The sequence below is a fragment of the Agrobacterium tumefaciens genome (assembly GCF_013318015.2).
Taxonomy (GTDB): domain Bacteria; phylum Pseudomonadota; class Alphaproteobacteria; order Rhizobiales; family Rhizobiaceae; genus Agrobacterium; species Agrobacterium tumefaciens.
In genome coordinates, this window is record NZ_CP115842.1 from 1,645,469 (window position 1) to 1,666,067 (window position 20,599).

18 protein-coding genes are annotated in these 20,599 nt (G+C 60.4%); 17 read left to right on the forward strand and 1 reads right to left on the reverse strand.

All coding sequences use genetic code 11. The features are described 5' to 3' along the window. The first annotated feature begins 85 nt into the window (after positions 1-85). The 8 genes from G6L97_RS20955 (at position 86) to cml (ending at position 9,080) form a co-directional block, all read left to right on the forward strand. Complete coding sequence (locus tag G6L97_RS20955; RefSeq protein ID WP_003518110.1) at positions 86-1,153, forward strand: LacI family DNA-binding transcriptional regulator; 1,068 nt, start codon at positions 86-88, stop codon at positions 1,151-1,153. Then, a complete protein-coding gene (locus G6L97_RS20960) occupies positions 1,150-2,172 on the forward strand; it encodes an ABC transporter substrate-binding protein (RefSeq protein WP_003504736.1) in 1,023 nt (340 codons plus the stop codon). Before G6L97_RS20955 ends, G6L97_RS20960 begins: the two co-directional genes overlap by 4 nt. Before the next feature lie 169 nt (positions 2,173-2,341). After that, positions 2,342-3,169, forward strand: coding sequence for an ABC transporter permease (locus G6L97_RS20965; protein ID WP_065687419.1), 828 nt, complete (start codon positions 2,342-2,344; stop codon positions 3,167-3,169). After that, complete coding sequence (locus G6L97_RS20970; RefSeq protein ID WP_003504740.1) at positions 3,166-3,945, forward strand: ABC transporter permease; 780 nt, start codon at positions 3,166-3,168, stop codon at positions 3,943-3,945. Before G6L97_RS20965 ends, G6L97_RS20970 begins: the two co-directional genes overlap by 4 nt. Further along, a complete protein-coding gene (locus G6L97_RS20975) occupies positions 3,938-4,963 on the forward strand; it encodes an ABC transporter ATP-binding protein (RefSeq protein ID WP_035200151.1) in 1,026 nt (341 codons plus the stop codon). The genes G6L97_RS20970 and G6L97_RS20975 overlap by 8 nt, the downstream gene beginning before the upstream one ends. A gap of 2 nt (positions 4,964-4,965) precedes the next feature. After that, on the forward strand, positions 4,966-5,886 hold the full coding sequence (locus tag G6L97_RS20980) for a nucleoside hydrolase (RefSeq protein WP_065687418.1): 921 nt from the start codon (positions 4,966-4,968) through the stop codon (positions 5,884-5,886). After that, complete coding sequence (locus G6L97_RS20985) at positions 5,883-7,676, forward strand: adenine deaminase (protein ID WP_065687417.1); 1,794 nt, start codon at positions 5,883-5,885, stop codon at positions 7,674-7,676. The genes G6L97_RS20980 and G6L97_RS20985 overlap by 4 nt, the downstream gene beginning before the upstream one ends. A 213-nt stretch (positions 7,677-7,889) precedes the next feature. Next, positions 7,890-9,080, forward strand: coding sequence for a CmlA/FloR family chloramphenicol efflux MFS transporter (gene cml / locus G6L97_RS20990; RefSeq protein WP_035200154.1), 1,191 nt, complete (start codon positions 7,890-7,892; stop codon positions 9,078-9,080). Between the two features lie 74 nt (positions 9,081-9,154). Here the strand turns inward: cml and G6L97_RS20995 are convergent, their stop codons facing one another. Continuing rightward, entirely contained in the window at positions 9,155-10,327 is a 1,173-nt protein-coding gene (locus G6L97_RS20995; protein WP_003518103.1) for a M20 aminoacylase family protein, read from the reverse strand. A gap of 208 nt (positions 10,328-10,535) precedes the next feature. On the opposite strand from G6L97_RS20995, the gene G6L97_RS21000 reads away from it, so the two are divergent. The 9 genes from G6L97_RS21000 (at position 10,536) to G6L97_RS21040 (ending at position 20,481) form a co-directional block, all read left to right on the forward strand. After that, positions 10,536-11,243, forward strand: coding sequence for a phosphoribosyltransferase (locus tag G6L97_RS21000; protein ID WP_065687468.1), 708 nt, complete (start codon positions 10,536-10,538; stop codon positions 11,241-11,243). A 205-nt stretch (positions 11,244-11,448) separates the two neighbouring features. Beyond that, positions 11,449-12,504: a dipeptidase gene (locus tag G6L97_RS21005; RefSeq protein ID WP_003518101.1), complete on the forward strand. Its 1,056-nt coding sequence runs from the start codon at positions 11,449-11,451 to the stop codon at positions 12,502-12,504. A 50-nt stretch (positions 12,505-12,554) separates the two neighbouring features. Continuing rightward, entirely contained in the window at positions 12,555-14,195 is a 1,641-nt protein-coding gene (locus tag G6L97_RS21010) for an ABC transporter substrate-binding protein (RefSeq protein WP_003518100.1), read from the forward strand. An 18-nt stretch (positions 14,196-14,213) separates the two neighbouring features. Then, entirely contained in the window at positions 14,214-15,281 is a 1,068-nt protein-coding gene (locus tag G6L97_RS21015; protein WP_003518099.1) for an ABC transporter permease, read from the forward strand. Continuing rightward, entirely contained in the window at positions 15,278-16,210 is a 933-nt protein-coding gene (nikC, locus tag G6L97_RS21020) for a nickel transporter permease (protein ID WP_003518097.1), read from the forward strand. The genes G6L97_RS21015 and nikC overlap by 4 nt, the downstream gene beginning before the upstream one ends. After that, positions 16,207-17,043: an ABC transporter ATP-binding protein gene (locus G6L97_RS21025; protein WP_035200158.1), complete on the forward strand. Its 837-nt coding sequence runs from the start codon at positions 16,207-16,209 to the stop codon at positions 17,041-17,043. The genes nikC and G6L97_RS21025 overlap by 4 nt, the downstream gene beginning before the upstream one ends. After that, complete coding sequence (locus G6L97_RS21030; RefSeq protein WP_025595069.1) at positions 17,040-17,789, forward strand: ABC transporter ATP-binding protein; 750 nt, start codon at positions 17,040-17,042, stop codon at positions 17,787-17,789. The genes G6L97_RS21025 and G6L97_RS21030 overlap by 4 nt, the downstream gene beginning before the upstream one ends. Before the next feature lie 67 nt (positions 17,790-17,856). After that, a complete protein-coding gene (locus tag G6L97_RS21035) occupies positions 17,857-18,759 on the forward strand; it encodes a LysR family transcriptional regulator (RefSeq protein WP_025595068.1) in 903 nt (300 codons plus the stop codon). 186 nt (positions 18,760-18,945) lie between these two features. Beyond that, positions 18,946-20,481 (forward strand): ABC transporter substrate-binding protein, encoded by a 1,536-nt coding sequence (locus G6L97_RS21040; protein WP_025595067.1) that lies wholly within the window; start codon positions 18,946-18,948, stop codon positions 20,479-20,481. Positions 20,482-20,599: the final 118 nt, after the last annotated feature.

A 20,599-nucleotide genomic window follows, 5' to 3' on the forward strand; every position in this document is an offset into this window, starting at 1 on the left:
CCCGGTTTTGTCTCTGGCCGGACTCGACAGGGCGGTTTTGGTCGATTATCGTGATTAAACGTTTAATCAGCCCTTTCGGACCATCATGGCGTCTTCACGGCCTGCCACCAATCTGAGCGCGATAGCAGCGGCACTCGGCGTGTCAGTTGCAACCGTGTCCAATGCGCTGTCAGGCAAGGGCCGTGTTTCGCCGGAACTGGTGGAGCGCATCCGCAAGACCGCAAGCGAACTTGGTTATGTGCCGAGTTCGGCGGGCAGGGCGCTGCGCACCGGCAGGTCAGGAGTTCTCGGGCTGGTGCTGCCGGATATCGCCAATCCACTCTTCCCACAGATCGCGCAGGCCATCGAAAAGGCAGCCGTCAATGCCGGTTATGGTGTTTTGATCGCCGACTCCCGCGGCGAGATCGCCATGCAGACGGACGCCATCAACCGGCTGATCGAGCGTGGAGTGGATGGCATGGTCGTCGTTCCCCGCCGCGGCACGCGTATCGCGGATGTCGATTGCCCGGTGGCGGTGATCGACAGCCCCTCGACGCCCGGAAACACCGTAGCCGCTGACCACTGGGATGGCGGCCGGCAGATCGGCGAATATCTGGCAGCCCTCGGACACGACAAGGTGGTGCTGATCGGCAAGAACCGCGACTCAAATGTGCAGAACGACCGACTCGGCGGCATTCGCGATGGTCTGGGCAAGGCCTGCGTCACGGAAACGCTGTGGGTGGACGCCATTGAAAAGGCGGATGGTGCGGGTTGCCGTCTCGGCCTTACCGAAAAGGTGAGGGATGGTTTCACTGCCTTTGCTGCCGTATCCGACCTGCATGCGTTGCGCGCGCTCACTGAATTGCAGCGCGAGGGCATCGAGGTGCCGGAAGAGGCGAGTGTCACCGGCTTCGACGATCTGATTTTCTCCGCCGTTGTGACGCCGCCGCTGACGACGATGCGCATGGATATGCGCCGCATCGCCGATCTGGCCGTGGATGCGCTGTTGCGCGCGATCGATGGCGAGGCGGGCTTCGAAAACGGCATAGCTGCCGAGGTCACGGCAGAAATCTCGAAAGTACCGATGGCGCTGATCATGCGCGGCTCCACCGGCGAAAAAAAGCATGATGCGATTGAAGCCAAAAACACGACAGCAGGAGAACTCACACCATGAAAAAAATCATTCTTGCATCGGGCACCGCCCTGATGCTGACGATGGGTGCCGCGCAGGCGCAGGACAAGACGCTGACGATCTCGGTCTACGCCTTCGCGCAGGACGAATTCAAGGAACTGGTCTATACACCGTTCGAAAAGCAATGCGGCTGCAAGCTGGTCGTCGAGACCGGCAACAGCGTTGAGCGCCTCGCCAAGATGGAGGCCAACAAGGCCAATCCGGTGGTCGATCTCGCCATTGTTTCCATGGCGGATGCGCTTTCCGCCACCCGCAAGGACCTGATCCAGAAGATCGATGCCGCCAAGGTGCCGAATATCGGCAAGCTCTATGATATCGCCAAGGATCCGAATGGCGACGGCATGAGCGTTGGCGTCAATTTCTACGCCACGTCAATCGTTTACCGCACAGACAAGATGAAGATCGATAGCTGGGCCGATCTTTTGAAGGACGGTATCGTCGACCACGTCGCTTTCCCGAATGTCACTACCAATCAGGGCCCGCCGGCGCTTTACATGCTGGGCAAGGCCATCGGCAAGGATACGCCTGATCTTGCTGGCGCTATCGAAGCCGTGGGCGAAAAGAAGGACGATATCGTCACGTTCTACGTGAAATCGTCGCAGCTGGTGCAGCTCATGCAGCAGGAAGAAATCTGGGCCGCCCCCATCGGCCGCTTCTCCTGGGCGCCCTTTACCAAGCTCGATCTGCCGCTTGCCTGGGCAACCCCCAAGGAAGGCCAGACCGGCGGCATGAACGTGCTCGTGGTGCCAAAGGGCACGAAGAACGAAGATCTGGCGCTGCAGTTCATGGATTTCTGGCTCTCGACCGACGTTCAGAAGGCGCTGGCCGAAAAGCTCGTGGACAGCCCGACCAACAAGGAAGTCAAGGTGTCCGACGAGGTGGCGAACAATATCACCTATGGGGACGAAACCGCAAAAAGCCTGCAGCTCATTCCTTCCGCCGTGACGCTCGACAACCGTGACAAGTGGCTGTCGGAGTGGAACGCCAAGGTCGGTCAGTAAGTCCTTATCAAGGTTTGGAATGGGGCATTTAAAACGTCCGAAAGGGCGGCTCCATTCCCGGAAAAGCGGTTTGGTCGTCCCCTGACCGCTTTTCCACCTCTCAATTCCGCAAGCTGGCCCTGGCCGCTTGCAGTAACAATCGGCCGCAGGCCGTTCGGGGAATAAAGCGATGTTTCAGAACCGGGCCGAAGCGCTGGCGCTTGCCTTGCCCGCCGCTATTTTCGCGGCGGCGGTCTTTCTTGTGCCGGTCTTCATGCTCCTGTCGGAAGGCTTTCACACCACTGACGGCTGGACATTGTCCGCTTACGCCGATTTCTTCTCCGATCCGCTGAACAGGGCGGTTTTCCTGCGCACCCTGAAGCTTGGCGCGCTTGTCACCATCGTATCTGCGGTGGTGGGTTATGCGGCGGCTTTCGCCATCGTAAATCTGTCGCCGGGCGCGAAAGGACATGTCGTCAATCTGGTCGTCTTGCCGCTGATGATCTCGCCGGTTGCCCGCACCTATGCCTGGATCGTCATTCTCGGCAGAACCGGCATCGTCAACCAGGCGCTTCAGGCGGTAGGACTGAGCGATGCGCCGATCCGTATACTGTTTTCCGAAACGGCTGTTTTCATCGGCCTTCTGCAATTGTTCCTGCCATTGATGATCATTTCCCTCATCAGTGCGCTGGAGAATATGCCCAAGGATACGATCGCAGCCGCCCGCGTTCTCGGCGCAAACTGGCTGCAGGTGTTCTGGAAGGTCATCCTGCCGCTCACCAAGGAGGGGCTTGTTGTCGGCGGCACGCTGGTGTTCACCGGTTCGCTCACGGCCTATATCACGCCGGCCATTCTCGGCGGCTCCAAGGTGCTGATGCTGGAAACCCTGCTCTACCAGCAGGTGACGGTCTCCAACAATTTCGTCGCCGCCAGCGTCATCGCCTTCATCCTGATCGTCATGAGCTTTGCCGCCAATATCCTGCTGAAGCGCATCGCCACCGCAAAGAACAAGAAATGACCCGGCAGCTCTTCATTCCGCTCACGCTCCTGCTCGTTGTCGGCTTCCTGATCGGGCCGTTCCTCATCATCGTTGCGGCCTCATTTTCGGCCGGCGACACGCTCGCCTTTCCGCCGCAGGGCTTTTCACTGAAATGGATCGCGAAGGTCTTCACCGTCGAAAGTTTCCGTGAAAGCTTCGCGATGTCGATGTTCCTCGCCATCGGCGGCACATTCACGGCGCTCGTCCTCGGTATTCCCGCTTCCTACGCCATGTCGCGCTACAAGCTGCCCTTTGCGGAAACCGTGCGCACGATCGTTTCGGCGCCGATCATCGTGCCGGGTATCATCGTCGGTCTGGCGCTGCTGCGCTATTTCGTCGTGCCCTTCGGCATCGGCATCACGCTTGCCCTGTTTCTCGCGCACACGGCGCTCATCCTGCCCTATGCGGTACGGGTGGTTTCGGCCAGCCTCAACAATCTGCGTTCGGATATCGAGGAGGCGGCGGTGCTGCTCGGCTCGTCGCGGTTTGGCGCATTTTTCCGTGTGGTGCTGCCCAATATTCGCGGTGGTATCCTGTCGGCCTTCATCCTCGGTTTCGTGACGAGTTTCAATCAGGTGCCCGTGTCGCTGTTCCTGTCGGGTCCGGGCGTGCGCACGCTGCCCATCGACATGCTGGGCTACATGGAGATCGTTTTCGATCCGTCTGTCGCCGCACTCTCATCGCTGCTCGCCTTCCTTTCCATCGGCATCGTCTTCCTGGCCGAACGTTTTCTGGGGTTCTCCCGTTATGTCTGACGCAAATTACCTTTCGCTCCAAAAAGTCTCGCTCGCCTACGGCAACAGCATCGCCGTCAAGGATCTCGACCTCGATATCCGCAAGGGTGAACTTCTCGCACTGCTAGGTCCTTCCGGCTGTGGCAAGACCACCACGATGCGTGCCATTGCCGGGCTGATGCCGGTGGCGGGCGGGCGCATCGATCTCGACGGCGCCGATATCACCCGCGTCGCCGCCAACAAGCGCGCCGTGGGGCTGGTGTTTCAGTCCTATGCGCTGTTTCCGCACCTGACGGTTTACGAAAACGTCGCCTTCGGCCTCAAACTCAAGGGCATGAACGGCAAGGCGCTTGATGACAAGGTCGCCTCCGGCCTGAAGTCCGTGGGATTGTCGAACTTCGCATCGCGCAAGCCGGCCGAGCTTTCCGGCGGCCAGCAGCAGCGCGTGGCGCTGGCGCGCTCCATGGTCATGGAGCCGAAGGTGCTGCTGCTCGACGAGCCGCTCTCCAACCTTGATGCGCGCCTCAGGCTTGAAATGCGCACCGAATTGCAGCGCGTGCAGAAGGAAACCGGTGTGACGATGATCTTCGTCACCCATGACCAGATCGAGGCGCTCGCATTGGCCGACCGTATTGTCGTCATGAAGGGCGGCAAGATTGAGCAGATCGGTACACCGGAAGAGATCTACAATGCGCCGGTTTCCGCCTTCGTGGCGGATTTCGTCGGCTTTGAAAACATCTTCGCGCTGGAAGGCGGCGCGTTGAAAACCGAAAACGGCATAACACCGCTTACCGGACCAGTCCCTTCAGCATCTGGACTGGCCTGGCGGCCGCGCATGGTCACCCTTGGTTCAGGTCCTTTCCAGGGAACCGTGCGCGGCACATCCTTTGCCGGAAATACCCGTGAGTACCTGCTGGATACGCTGCTTGGTCCCATCAAGGCGGAGACCGACGCTGCGCTGACCGCCCATACGATCGGTGATACGCTCGCCTTCGACCTTCCGGTCGAAAAGGCGGCAAGCCTCAAGGTGTTTGGCTGATCATGGGTGTGTGGATCGATACTGATATGGGCTTTGACGATATCGCCGCCATCATGGTGGTGCAATCGGCAGGCCTTGCCATAGACGGCATTTCGCTGGTCTTCGGCAATGCGACGCTGGATGTTGTCTGCAGCAACGCCGCAGGCGCGGTCGCCGCCTTCGGCTGGTCCATGCCGCTCCATCAGGGCCGTGCCAAACCCGTCCTTGGCGCGCTCGAAACCGCACAATGCATTCTGGGTGACAGCGGCATTCCGACCGTCGGCCGTAGCCTGCCGGATGCCCCCGCTCTGCCGCAAAGCGACGCTTTCACTGCGCTGTGCGGCTGGCTTGAGGGGGCAGGCGAAAAGCGTATCCTCGCGCTCGGCCCGCTTACCAATATCGCCGCCCTTTGCCTTGCCCTGCCCGATCTTGCCGCGAAAATTTCCGATCTGACCTGGATGGGTGGCGGCGTGACGAGCGGCAACCACACCGCATCTGCCGAATTCAACGCCTTTGCCGATCCGGAAGCGCTGGCCATCGTGCTTTCCCACGGCCTGCCGCTGCGCATGGTCGATCTGGACGCCTGCCGCAAGGTCACCGCCTCGCCAGCCGATGTGCTGCCGATCCGAAATGCTGGCGGCAAAAACGCCGGCCTGATTGCCGACCTGCTGGAAGGTTTCATCGGCATCGCCACGAGACGCGGCAGACCGGCCATGGCGCTTTACGATCCCGTTGCCGCTGTCGGCTTCACCTCCGAGCTGCTTGGCTGGCGCCACACGCGGATCGATGTCGAGCTTCACGCGGCGTTAACGCGCGGGCGAACGGTGGTTGAGCCGCGTGCCGACAAGGTTGCCGCCTTCAACGCGCATTTCGCCGACACCGTGAATGCCGAAGCGGCAAAGGCTGCGGTTCTCGAGGCGTTGCGCCGCGAGGCTGCCCGATGAGTGCACAATCCCCGATACGCGAGCCGGTCGATCTCAACGACGATGCGCTGCGCGCCCGCGCGGTTGCCGCTGCGCGCGGCGATGCGGCTTTCGATGTTCTCATTACTGGCGGAACGCTGGTGGATGTGGTGACGGGGGAGCTTCGCGCCGCTGATATCGGCATTGTCGGTCCGCTAATCGCCAGCGTTCACGAACCGGCAAGCCGCAGCGATGCAGCGCAGCTCGTCGACGCGTCGGGCGCCTTTGTCTCGCCCGGCCTGATCGACACGCATATGCACATCGAAAGCTCGATGATAACGCCCGCTGCCTATGCGGCAGCAGTCGTTGCCCGCGGCGTCACCACTATCGTCTGGGACCCGCATGAATTCGGCAATGTCCATGGTGTCGAAGGGGTTCTCTGGGCGGCGAAATCCATCGAAAACCTGCCGCTGCGCGCCATTCTGCTTGCACCCTCCTCAGTGCCATCAGCACCGGGTCTGGAGCGCGGCGGCGCTGATTTCGATGCCGGAATTCTCGCTGATATCCTGTCGTGGCCGCAGATTGGCGGGGTTGCGGAAATCATGAACATGCGCGGCGTCATCGACCGCGATCCACGGATGAGCGGCATCGTACAGGCCGGTCTTGTCTCGGAAAAGCTGATCTGTGGCCATGCGCGCGGCCTGAAGGACGCCGATCTCAACGCCTTCATGGTGGCCGGTGTTTCTTCCGATCACGAGCTGGTCTCGGCTGAAGACCTGATGGCGAAGCTTCGGGCGGGGTTGACCATCGAGCTGCGCGGCTCGCACGATCATCTGCTGCCGGAATTTGTGGAGGCGCTGAATGCGCTCGGCCACCTGCCGCAGACGCTGACGCTCTGCACTGACGATGTTTTCCCGGACGATCTGTTGCGGGGCGGCGGGCTGGATGATGTGGTGCGCCGCCTTGTCCGTTATGGCCTGAAACCGGAATGGGCGCTGCGCGCCGCAACACTGAATGCTGCGCAAAGGCTTGGCCGTGCCGATCTCGGCCTCATCGCCGCCGGTCGCCGTGCCGATATCGTCGTTTTCGAGGATTTGAGTGGTTTTTCACCCCGTCATGTCTTGGCCGGTGGCAGGGCGGTTGCGGAAGCCGGGCATATGCTCGTCGACATTCCAGCCTGCGATGCGGCGGCGCTCGAAGGCTCGATGAAGCTGCCGCTGCGCGCAGCCGATGATTTCCGGGTTGCCTGCGAGGGCGCAAGGGTGCGCCTTGCCACCATCGACCGCCCACGCTTCACGCAATGGGGCGAGGCGGAAGCCGAGGTGAAGGATGGTTTCGTCGTTCCCCCCGAAGGCGCCACGATGATTTCCGTCACCCACCGCCACGGCAAGGCCGAGCCAGTTACCAGGACCGGCTTCCTTACCGGCTGGGGACGCTGGAACGGCGCCTTCGCCACCACCGTCTCGCATGACAGCCACAACCTCACTGTCTTCGGCGGTAATGCCGAAGACATGGCGCTGGCCGCCAATGCGGTGATTGCGACAGGCGGCGGCATGGCTGTCGCCTCTGAGGGTAAGGTGACCGCGCTTCTACCCCTGCCGCTCTCAGGCCTCGTTTCCGATGCGCCGCTTGAAGACGTAGCACAGGCTTTCGAGGAATTGCGCGCCGCTGTCGGCAAGGTGGTCGATTGGCAGCCACCCTATCTGGTCTTCAAAGCCTGCTTCGGCGCCACGCTCGCCTGCAACATCGGTCCTCACCAGACAGATATGGGCATTGCCGATGTGTTGACGGGACGGGTGATGGAAAGCCCGGTGCTTGCGGTGGTGGGGTAAACCAGGGTCGAGCGTTGCCAAAAAGCCGGCATATTGCTAAATCCAACCCCTGTTTACCTGTCGCTCTATATGGATGTTGAACATGGGTGCCTCGAAGTCATCAGATAAGTAAGCCGCAACGACGATATTTCGTTGTTGCGGCGTTCTGTCGAGCGATCCCTGTTTCTTCGGGCAGACGCCGCCAAATGTCCTCATTTGAGCGGATCAATTCTAATGTCTATTCCAACTCCCGTTTGGGGGAGATCGCTGTTGGCAGCAATGCTGCTGATGGCTCCCTTTGATATTCTCGCCTCGCTGGCCATGGATATTTACCTGCCGGTCGTCCCCATCATGCCGGAAGCCCTCGGCACGACACCGGTGGTGGTTCAACTCACGCTCACCGTTTACATGGTGATGCTCGGCCTTGGGCAAATCGTGTTTGGCCCCATCTCCGACCGCATCGGTCGCCGGCCCGTCTTGATCGGCGGTGCCCTGCTGTTCGTCGTGGCCTCGTTCTGCCTCGCAGCTGTGACAACGGCGAGCGCCTTTATCGTTTTCCGGTTCCTTCAGTCGGCTGGAGCGGCGGCGGCATTGGTCGCCACTTTCGCCACCGTTCGCGACGTCTATGCGGATCGTCCGGAAGCAACGACGATATACGGAACGTTCAGCTCCATTCTCGCATTCGTCCCGGCACTCGGTCCGATTGTCGGGGCGGTCATCGCCAATGAATTCGGCTGGCGTGCCATCTTCGTCACCCTGGGCGCGGCAGCTTTCATTGCGACGGTTGCCGCAGGGATGAACTGGAGCGAAACCCGACCGGCGACGGCAACGATGTCACGCCTATCGCCTTTGCGCATGTTGGGCAGTGGTCGCTTCTGGACCTATACGCTTGGGTTCAGCACTGCCATGGGAACGTTTTTCGTATTCTTCTCCACCGCTCCGCTCGTCATGATCGGCAGGGCAGGTCTCTCCGAGGTGGAGTTCAGCCTGGCTTTTGCAACCGTCGCAATCGCAATGATCGTTACCACCCGTTTTGCGAAGTTTTTCGTTGCCAGATGGGGTGTGCAGGGCAGTCTCGTGAGGGGCATGGCCCTGTTGTTCGTGGGGGCGTTTCTGTTCACTGCAGGTGAAGTCGGGGCGGTTCCGTCATTTTTGACGTTTATCGTACCGATGTGGGTCATGGCGGTCGGAATCGTTTTTACGGTTTCAGTCACCGCCAATGGCGCGCTGGAGGAGTTCGGGCACATGGCTGGAACAGCCGTCGCCTTCTATTTCTGCATTCAAAGTCTGTTTGTGGGAATAGCGGGCACCTTGGCTGTCGTCATTCTGCCGGGTGATGCGGCATGGCCGGTGATCGCCTATTCATCGATCATGGCCTGCCTTGTCCTGACGGCGCTATATTTGTTGAACCGCCGGAATATCTGAGCGAGAAAGCCGGGCAGCGCGTCTGCCGCTGCCCGGCTTTTCAGATTTGGGAATGCAAAAAGTGGCTTTCGGCCTTACTCCGCCGCCAGTTCCTGCTCCACCAGTGTTGCCCAGAAAGCGACGCCGGGAACGATTGCCGCGTCGTTGAAGTCGTAGGAGGTGTTGTGGTGCAGCGCGCCATCCACCGCGGGGCCGTTGCCGAGCCAGACGTAGCAGCCGGGGGCTTCGCCCGCGAAAAAGGCGAAGTCGTCGCCGGCGGTCGAGGGCGGGAAGGCGGTGCGGGATTTGTTGCCGAAGACGGTCTTGGCGGCTCGCAGCGCCCGTTTCGTCGCATCGGCATCGTTGATGACGGGCGGAATGCGGCGGATGAATTCATAGCTTGCCTCGATGCCGAACATCGCCGCCGTACCCTTGGCGAGCCTGCCGATTTCCGTTTCAAGCTGGCTGCGCACCTCAGGCGCGTAGGCGCGTGCGGTGCCGCCGATTTCGACGAGATCGGGAATGACGTTGAGCGCCTTGGGGTCACCCGCCTGCACCGAGCAGGCGCTGACGACGGCAGGTTGCAGCGGATCGACGACGCGGCCGACGATGCTTTGCAGCGAAGCGAGGAAGGTGCCCGCCGCCGTTACCGGATCGCGGCCGAGATGCGGCTTGGCGCCGTGGGTGCCGATGCCCCTGAAGGTGACGCGCCAGCTATCGGAAGAGGCAAGCTGCGGTCCTTCCACCACGGCCATTTCGTCAATGCCAAGCCCCGGCATGTTGTGCAGGCCATAAACTGCATCGCAGGGAAACAGGTCGAAAAGCCCGTCCTCAACCATTTTTTTCGCGCCGCCACGGCCTTCTTCGGCCGGCTGGAAGATGAAATGGACGGTGCCGGAAAAATCGCGGGTACTGGCGAGATAACGCGCAGCGCCCAGCAGCATGGCGGTGTGGCCGTCATGGCCGCAGGCATGCATCTTGCCGGGGAACTTCGATTTATAGGGCCGGTCGGGAATTTCCGGCATGGCCAGCGCATCCATGTCGGCGCGAAGACCGATACTGCGGGTGCCGTTGCCCACCTGCAGCGTGCCGACCACGCCGGTACCGCCAAGGCCGCGATGCACCTTCACTCCCGCCCTTTCGAGAAGATCGGCGACGATGGCGCTGGTTCTCTCCTCTTCAAAGCCCAGTTCCGGATGGGCGTGGAGATCGTGGCGAAGCTCCGTCAGGAATGGCAGGTCCTCGCCGATGCGGTCCAGCAGTCTCATGGGTAGCTTGTCCTTGAATATGGGGAAAACCCACGCCATAGGTGGGCTTGTCCGAATGCCTGTTGCTTTGTTTCCTTCTAGCTGAAAAACCCAATGAAATGAACCCGCCGCATGCCTGCGGTTGTCGAAATGCCTGATATGCCGAACGGGGATGGCGCGGATGAAAATCGCTTCCGCTTTTGCCGTCCCGCTTCTGAAAGGAAAACCGATGCCGCAATCCGCATCGCCCGCCGCATCATCCCCCGCCGCGCCGCATGAGTTCTGGCAGGATGTTCTTCCGCCCCGTTCGTTCGATACGACAGGCCCGCATTCGGCTTTCTTTCCGGCGGAGCTGGATGACGGGCGGCAGATCTGCCTGCCGATCCGGTCCTTGGCGGATGGCGAACATGCGCTCGCCTCGCTCATCGTCAATCAGGCCTCTTTTGACGTGCTGGAAGTGCTGGCCGCCGACCTGGCGGAAAAGCTTCGCCCCCTCAAGCCAGATGTCGTGATCGGCCTGCCGACTCTGGGGCTGACGCTTGCCGCAGCCGTTGCCCGTCACCTCGGCCATTCGCGATATGTGCCGCTCGGCACTTCGCGCAAATTCTGGTATCTGGAGGAACTGTCGGTGCCGATGTCCTCCATCACCACCAAGCAGGAAAAACGGCTTTACATCGATCCGCGCATGTTGCCCCTCATCGAGGGCAGGCGGGTGGCGCTGGTGGACGATGTCATCTCCAGCGGCAGCTCAATCATTTCAGGTCTTTCGCTTCTCGCCTCATCCGGCATCAAGCCGGTGGCAATCGGCGCTGCCATGCTGCAATCGGATCGCTGGGTGCAAAAAATCGCTGCTTTCGGGCCGGAATGGCCGGAGCGGGTGAGGGGTGTTTTCGCGACGCCGCTGCTGAAAAAAGCCGAAGGCGGCTGGCAGGCTTGACGTTGCGCAATTCCCGGCAAAAGGCAAGTGGTGATAATTTCATCGTTGCCTAATTTGCGTCTTGCGGAGCCGTGAGAGATCGTCCTAAGATCGTTTCTGACAGACTATAGCAGTCGGCGAAAAATGCGCCGTTTTGCTCTCGCGCGGTGTTATTCCGGCGTCTGCCCGCCCCCTTTGGTTTTGCCGCTTACTGGAATTTCTTGACATGCATGCAGTGTTCGACGGTCATAATGATGTGCTGCTTCGGTTGTGGCGCAACAGCAAGGCCGGTGGCGATCCGGTGGCTGAATTCAAGAACGGCACCCGCGAAGGCCATATCGACGGTCCGCGTGCACGTGCAGGCGGTCTCGGCGGCGGCATCTGCGCCATCTACATTCCTTCCGGCGATCTGGTCCTGCAGGAGCCGGACGCGCAGGGTCATTACGATACACCGCTTGCGGCGCCGCTCGAACGCCAGCCCTCGCTCGATATTGCGATGGAAAAGGCTGCGATCGCGCTCAGGCTTGACCGTGCCGGCGCCTGGCGCCTTTGCCGCTCGACGGCCGATATCCGCAAGGCCTTTGCCGAGGATATTTTCGCGGCCGTGCTGCACATGGAAGGCTGTGAGGCGATCGGTGCCGATCTCGATGCGCTTGAGGTTTTTTATGCCGCCGGCCTGCGCTCGCTCGGTCCGGTCTGGAGCCGGCACAATATTTTCGGTCACGGCGTTCCCTTCTCCTATCCAATGTCGCCCGATACCGCGCCCGGCCTTACCGATGCCGGTTTTGCGCTGGTCAAGGAGTGCAACCGGCTCGGCATTCTCATCGATCTCGCCCACATCACCGAAAAGGGCTTCTGGGATGTGGCGAAGACCACGAACCAGCCTTTGATCGCCAGCCATTCCAACGCACATGCGCTCACCCCCGTCGCCCGCAATCTTACTGACCGGCAGATGGATGCCATCAAGGAGAGCGGCGGTCTGGTGGGCCTCAACTACGCGGTCACCATGTTGCGGGCGGATGCGCGCGACATTGCCGACACGCCGCTTTCCGACATGGTGCGCCACATCGACTACATGGTGGAGCGTATGGGCGTCGATTGCGTGGCGCTCGGATCGGATTTCGACGGCGCGACGGTACCCGTTGGCGTTGCCGATGCCAGCGGCAACCACAATCTGGTTGCGGCGCTGAAATCGGCGGGCTACGGTGATGGAGAACTTGCTAAAATATGCCGGGAAAACTGGCTGCGCGTCCTATCCCAGGCCTGGCACGAGCCGGCCTGAAGGCAAATAAAAGCGAACTAAATCAATCTCATAACAAAAGGGGAGATCCTATGATCAAATCGCTCAACAAGTCCATGCGTATCCTCAGCACCAGCGCTGCTCTGTCGCTGATGATGCTGTCTGCGCCGCACGCTTTTGCCGCCACGCCGGCCGATACGCTGGTTGAAGGTTTCGCCATCGACGACATCATCACGCTCGATCCGGGTGAGGCATTCGAGCTGTCGGCAGCTGAAGTTACTGGCAACACCTACAGCAAGCTGGTTTCCATCGATCTCAACGACACCTCCAAGGTGATCGGCGATCTGGCCGAGAGCTGGACGACCTCTGAAGACGGTCTCACCTATACCTTCAAGCTGAAGACCGGCCTGAAATTCGCCTCCGGCAATCCGGTGACGGCAGATGATGTTGCCTTTTCCTTTGAACGTGCCATCAAGCTCGACAAGTCGCCAGCATTCCTTCTGACGCAGTTCGGTCTCAAGGGCGACAACGTCACTGAGAAGGCGAAAGCGACGGATGCCAACACCTTCGTACTGACGGTCGACAAGCCCTACGCACCAAGCTTCGTGCTGAACGTTCTGACCGCGACCGTTGCCGCAGTTGTCGACAAGAAGCTGGTAACCGAAAAGGCCAAGCCCGTCACGCCGAGCGCCGATTACAAATACGACACCGATTTCGGCAATGCGTTCCTGAAAACAGGTTATGCCGGTTCCGGCCCCTACAAGATCCTTGGCTGGAAGGCCAACGAAGCCGTCATTCTGGAGGCCAACCCCAACTATTACGGTGAGAAGCCGAAGTTGAAGCGCGTGGTCTATCGTCACATGAAGGAAAGCTCCGGCCAGCGCCTGGCGCTTGAAAACGGTGATATCGACGTTGCCCGCAACCTCGAGCCGGGTGATATGGAAGCCGTTTCCAAGAAGGAAGGCCTTGCCGTCACCTCCGCGCCCAAGGGCACCGTTTATTACTTCAGCCTCAACCAGAAGAACGAGAACCTGAAGAAGCCTGAGGTCGTCGAGGCCTTTAAATATCTCGTCGACTACGACGCGATCGGCGCGACGATCATCAAGGGCATCGGCGAAATCCACCAGACCTTCCTGCCAAAGGGCCAGCTCGGCGCGCTTGACGAGAACCCATACAAGCTCGACGTCGCCAAGGCCAAGGAACTGCTGGCGAAGGCTGGTCTGAAGGACGGCTTCACCGTGACCATGGATGTGCGCAACACGCAGCCGGTGACCGGCATTGCCGAAAGCGTACAGCAGACGCTGGCGCAGGCTGGCATCAAGCTGGAAATCATTCCCGGCGACGGCAAGCAGACGCTTACCAAGTATCGCGCCCGCACGCACGATATCTACATCGGCCAGTGGGGTTCGGACTATTTCGACCCGAACTCGAATGCCGAGACCTTCACGATCAACTACGACAACTCCGAAGAAGGCAAGAACAAGACGCTTGCCTGGCGTAACGCCTGGGACGTTCCGGAGTTGACGAAGGAAACGCAGTCGGCACTTCTGGAAAAGGATAATGCCAAGCGCGCCGCCATCTATCAGAACCTCCAGAAGGAAGTTCTCGAAAAAGGCCCGTTCGTCATCATCTTCCAGCAGACGGAAGTGGCGGGATACTCCGCGAAGCTCAAGGGCCTGAAGCTCGGCCCGAGCTTCGACACCAACTATGTCTATACGATCTCCAAGGAATGATCCGGAAGGATCGGTCTATTGAGCATCGTTGAAGCAAACAGCCGGGCGAGGCAGGGCAAACGCCGTGCCAACGCCCGCGCGAAGGCCATTCTCGGCTTCGCCGTCACCGTCATCACCACCTTTCTGGGGTTGATGGCGGTCACATTTTTCATTGGCCGCGTTGTGCCGATCGATCCCGCGCTAGCAATTGTCGGCGACCGCGCGCCTGCGCATGTGGTCGAGCGCGTGCGTGAGCAGCTCGGCCTCAACCTGCCGCTCTGGCAGCAGTTCTTCATCTATCTGAAGCAGGCGCTGTCGGGTGATTTCGGCATCTCAGTCCTCACCACCAACCCGGTGATGGAGGATATCAAGCGGGTTTTCCCGGCAACCATAGAGCTTGCCACGCTCGGCACCATCATCGGCGCCGTTTTTGGCATTCCGCTCGGCGTGCTTGCCGCGGTCAAGCGCGGCAGCTTTGCCGACCAGGTCGTGCGCGTCATCGGCCTTATCGGCTATTCCGTGCCGATTTTCTGGCTTGGCCTCCTGGCGCTCCTGGTGTTTTACGCCCGGTTGCAATGGGTCGCCTATCCCGGCCGGATGGATATCGTCTACGAATTCACCTTTACGCCGGTCACGGGTTTCTTCCTGATCGACGCGATCTGGCAACGGCAATGGGACGTATTGTGGGATCTGTTCCGCCACATCATCCTGCCCGCCTCGCTGCTCGGCTATTTTTCGCTGGCCTATATCAGCCGCATGACGCGTTCGTTCATGCTGAATGAGCTCGCCCAGGAATATATCGTTGCGGCGCGCGCCAAGGGGCTTTCGGAAACGCGCATCATCTGGTTTCACGCGCTGCGCAACGCGGCCGTGCCGCTGGTGACCGTGATTGCGCTATCTTACGCCGGTCTGCTGGAAGGTTCGGTGCTGACCGAAACCATCTTCGCGTGGCCGGGGCTCGGCCTCTACATCACCAATTCCCTGCAGAATGCGGATATGAATGCCGTTCTTGGCGGCACGATCGTGATCGGCGCCATCTTCGTCGGCATCAATCTCTTCTCCGATCTGCTTTACCGGACGCTCGACCCAAGGACGCGCAGCCGATGACGATTTCGACCGATACACTCAAACCCTACAGCCGCGAATGGCTGCTCTCCGACCGGCCTGCCTCGCGCAGGCAGGCACGGCTAGGCCGTGCCTATGTCATCTGGCGGCGCTTTTCGGAAAACCGGCTGGCGCTGCTTGGCCTCGGCATCATCATTGCGCTGCTGCTTGTCGCACTGTTCGCCAATGTGCTTGCACCACACGATCCGGTGCAGGGCGATCTGCGCAATGCCCGACTTCTGCCTCCGGGGACAGAAGGTTACCTGCTCGGCACTGACGATCAGGGGCGTGATATTCTCTCGCGCCTCATCCACGGTTCGCGGCTGACCCTGTTCGTCGTGCTGCTGGTGGCCATCATCGCCGCACCCATCGGACTCATCGTCGGCACCGTCTCGGGTTATGCCGGCGGCTGGGTGGATGCCGTTCTGATGCGCATCACCGATATTTTTCTGGCCTTTCCGAAGCTGGTTCTGGCGCTTGCGCTGGTGGCCGCACTTGGGCCGGGCATTGAAAACGCGGTGCTCGCCATCGCGGTCACCTCATGGCCGCCCTATGCGCGCATCGCGCGCGCCGAAACCATGACCTTCCGCAATTCCGATTTCATCGCGGCGGTCAAGCTCATGGGCGCGTCGCCGTTTCGCATCGTTCTGAAACACGTCATGCCACTTTGCATGTCGTCGCTCATCGTGCGTGTCACGCTCGATATGGCGGGCATCATCCTCACAGCAGCCGGTCTCGGCTTCCTTGGCCTCGGTGCACAGCCGCCGCTGCCGGAGTGGGGCGCGATGATTGCTTCCGGACGCCGTTTCATTCTCGACCAATGGTGGGTTGCCGCCATGCCGGGCATTGCGATCCTGATCGTCAGCCTCGGTTTCAACCTTCTGGGCGATGGCCTGCGCGATGCGCTGGACCCCAAGGAGGCGAACCAATGAGCGCGCCGCTTCTGACCGTCGAGAACCTGCGCGTTTCCTTTCCCACCCGCACCGGGCTGGTGGAGGCGGTGCGTGGCGTCTCGTTCACGCTAGGACGCGAACGCCTAGGCATCGTCGGCGAGTCCGGCTCCGGCAAATCGCAGACCGGCCGCGCCATCATGGGCCTGACGCCGAAAAGCGCTCGCATCGAGGCCGATGTGTTGCGCTTCGGCGATGTCGATCTTCTCAGTGCTTCGGCAAAGGAACGGCGGCTCATGCGCGGCAAGCGCCTGGCCATGATCCTGCAGGACCCGAAATATTCGTTGAACCCGGTCATGCCCATCGGCCGCCAGATCATGGAAACGCTGCGTACCCATGAAAGCATCGGTTCCGGCGAGGCGCGCCAACGCACGCTCGCCATGCTGGAGGCGGTGCAGATCCGCGATCCCGAGCGCGTGTTCGATCTTTACCCGCACGAGGTTTCCGGCGGAATGGGCCAACGCGTCATGATTGCCATGATGCTGGTCTGCGGCCCGGAACTTCTGATCGCCGATGAGCCGACTTCCGCGCTCGACGTGACGGTCCAGCTCGAAGTGCTCGATATTCTCGACAAGCTGGTTCGCGACCGCGGCATGGGGCTGATTTTCGTCAGCCACGATCTGCGGCTGGTGTCGTCTTTCTGCGACCGCGTTCTGGTCATGTATGCGGGCAAGGTCGTTGAGGAGCTCTCTTCTGCCAATCTTAAAGAGGCGAAGCATCCCTATACGCAGGGTCTTTTGAACTGCCTGCCGGAAATTGGCGGCCACCGGCATCCGCTGCCGGTTCTGGAACGCAAGGCGGAGTGGCGCGCATGAGCACGGTTCTTTCTATCAAAGACATGGTGGTCGATTTCGACGGATATATCGCGCTCGACAGCGTCAGCATCGATGTGGCCGAGGGTGAGTCCTTCGGTATCGTCGGCGAGTCCGGTTCCGGCAAGTCGACGCTGCTTCGGGCAATTGCCGGCCTCAACCATTTCGACGAAGGCTCGTTGATGGTGGCCGGTCGCTCCTATTCGGGCAAGCACCGCGACAAGAGCTTTTATAGCGATGTGCAGATGGTGTTTCAGGACCCTTACGGTTCCCTGCACCCTCGCCAGACAGTGGATGCGCTGCTGCTAGAACCACTCGTCATCCACGGTCTCGACAATCGCGAGCAACGCATCGCGCGTGCGCTTGATGAGGTGGGTCTCGGCACCGGTTTCCGCTTCCGCTATTCGCACCAGCTTTCCGGCGGTCAGCGGCAGCGTATTGCCATTGCCCGCGCGCTGATCGTCGAGCCGAAGATTCTGCTACTGGATGAGCCGACCTCGGCGCTCGACGCGTCCATTCAGGCGGAAATCCTCAATCTGCTGGAACAGGCCCGCAAGGACCGCAACCTCACCTTCGTTATGGTCAGCCACGATCTCGGCGTCATCAGCCACATGTGCGATCGCCTTGCGGTAATGAAAAGCGGCAAGGTGGTGGAAATGCTGGAGGCGGAAGCGCTGGAAAGCCGCGAGTTTACTGCGGATTATACCAGGCAGCTGCTGGTGGCGAGCGAGGGCTTCAAGCGCGCTTGAGCTGCCGCTATAGTCGGGTCAAGCCCGGCATGACGGACAGTGTCGGCCAAAACAGGGTATCCCGACCATGCAATTGCGCGCATTGATGTATTTCGACGAACTTGTCCGCACCAATTCCATGCGCGCCGCTGCCGAAAATCTGAATGTCGCGCCGACGGCAGTCAGCCGCCAGATCGAGAACCTCGAATATTATTTTGGCTCGCCTTTGGTGGAGCGTTCCAGCCGGGGCGTGAAGCTGACGGCGGCGGGGGAATTGCTGGCTGCCCGCGCCGGCAAGACGCTGCGCGAACTCGACCATGTGCACCAGCTGATCGATGACCTGAAGGGGCTTCAGCGCGGCCGGGTCACCGTTTATGCCAATGGCGCGACGGTTGCGAACCTTCTGGCGCCGGTGCTGGCGCAGTTCAGCCTCAAATATCCGCAGTTGCGCTTCGAGGTGCACATCACCAGCGCGCGCCAGGCGATGGAAGCACTGGGTGCAGCCGAAGCGGATCTGGTCGTCAGCCTTTTTGCGCCCAAGGTCTCCGGCGTGAAAGTGCGCTCGCGCACCCGTATCAGTTACGATGCTATCTTTCCGACCGGCCATGCGCTTGCCGCGCAGGCGGAAGTCTCGCTGAAAGAACTGGCCGGCCTGCCGCTTGCCCTGCCGGACAAGAGTTTCGCGGCGCGTCAGGCCTTCGATACACTGTTTGCCGATGCCGGTATCGAGCTTGATCCCGTCTTTATCACCAGTTCGCTGGAAATGCTGAAGGAACTGGTTCTGGGCCATGCCGCGGCCACGCTGTTGCCGGCCTTGTCGGTGGCGCGTGAAATTCGCAGCGGCCAGATGGTTGCTGTTCCGCTTTCCGGCAAGAAGGGCATCCACACCCAGATCGATCTCTGCGTGGCGCCCGACCGTCAACTATCCTTCGCCGCCTCTAAGCTTGCCGATTTCATCGAGCGTTTCATGCGCGAGGCGACAGCGGGGTAGGGGAATTCGTCAGCCTGGAGAATTGTCCATCCCGGTTGATTTCCATCCGTATTTCCGTGTAGCCATTTCAGCTACACGGAGCACACAAAAATCACGATTGTGTGTGCGCCTGCAACATGACACTCTTTTTGCAACGGGTGGTCTTCGAAAGGCAAAAATGCCTCGGCCGCCAGACAGGGGACAATGATGCCACGCACTTATTTTTCGCAGCCGCTGAAAGTTACGCGGCGCGCCGCGCTTGCGCTTGCACTGGGGACGGCGCTCTGGATGCCGCTTTCTATGACGGACGCCGCGGCCGCGCCGAAGACCGCCTTGACGCTGGGCATGACAGTGGAGCCGACTGGTCTCGACCCGACAATTGCGGCACCCGTCGCCATCGGTCAGGTCAGCTGGCAGAACATATTCGAAGGTCTCGTCACCATCGACCATGACGGCAAGGTGAAACCGCAGCTTGCCGAAAGCTGGGAAATTTCAGCCGATGGCAAGACCTATACGTTCAAGCTGCGCCAGGGTGTTACCTTCCACGACGGCGAGGCCTTCGATTCCTCTGTTGCGAAATTTTCGCTCGACCGGGCGCGCGGTGAAACGTCGGTAAACCCACAAAAACGCTTCTTCACCGCCATCGAGAGCATAGAAACGCCGGATGCCGCGACGCTGGTACTGAAGCTGAAGCAGCCGGCGGGCAGCCTGATCTACTGGCTCGGCTGGCCGGCCTCCGTCATGGTTGCGCCGAAGAGCGCTGACAATAACCGTACCACGCCCATCGGCACCGGCCCGTTCAAGTTCGTGAACTGGGCCAAGGGCGACAAGGTGGAATTGGAGAAGAACGCGGCCTATTGGGACAAGGCGGTGGCGGTGAAGCTTGAAAAGGCCACCTTCCGCTTCGTTTCCGATCCGCAGGCGCAGGCAGCGGCACTGAAATCCGGCGATATCGATGCCTTCCCGGAATTCGGCGCGCCGGAACTGATGACGTCCTTCGACGGCGATGCGCGTCTCGGTACCTTCGTCGGCAATACGGAACTCAAGGTCGTGGCTGGCATGAACAATGCCCGCAAACCCTTCAACGACAAGCGCGTGCGCCAGGCGCTGATGATGGCGGTGGACCGCGGCACGGTGATTGAAGGCGCATGGTCGGGTTACGGCACGGCCATCGGCAGCCACTACACGCCGAACGATCGCGGTTACATCGATACGACCGGTGTTCATTCTTACGATATAGACAAGGCAAAGGCGCTTCTTGCCGAAGCGGGTTACCCCGACGGTTTCAGCTTCACGATCAAGGCCCCGCAAATGGCCTATGCCCAGCGGACCTCGCAAATCCTCCAGGCGATGTTGGCCGAAATCGGTGTCACCATGACCATCGAGACCACGGAATTTCCGGCAAAATGGGTGGCGGATGTTTTGAAGGGCGCGGATTACGACATGACCATCGTCGCCCACGCTGAGCCGATGGATATCGATATCTACTCCCGTGATCCCTATTATTTCAACTATAAGAACCCTGCCTTCAACGAGGTCATCGCCAATGTTGAAAAAACGGCGGATGCGGCCGAGCAGGAAAAGCTGTACGGCGAAGCCCAGAAAATCCTCGCCGAAGATGTGCCGGCGCTGTTCTTGTTCGTGATGCCGAAACTCGGCGTCTGGGACAAGAAGTTGAAGGGGTTGTGGGAAAACGAACCCATTCCGTCCAATGTGCTGACGGATGTGCATTGGGAAGAGTGACGTTTGTTGTGAACGGTGAGGCGCATTCCTACCCACCACCTCATTCCTGTGCCTGTCACAGAAATCCAGCCAGCCCAAGTCGTTGGGCTGAAAGGAATCTTTCCGCCGTGCAGGCACG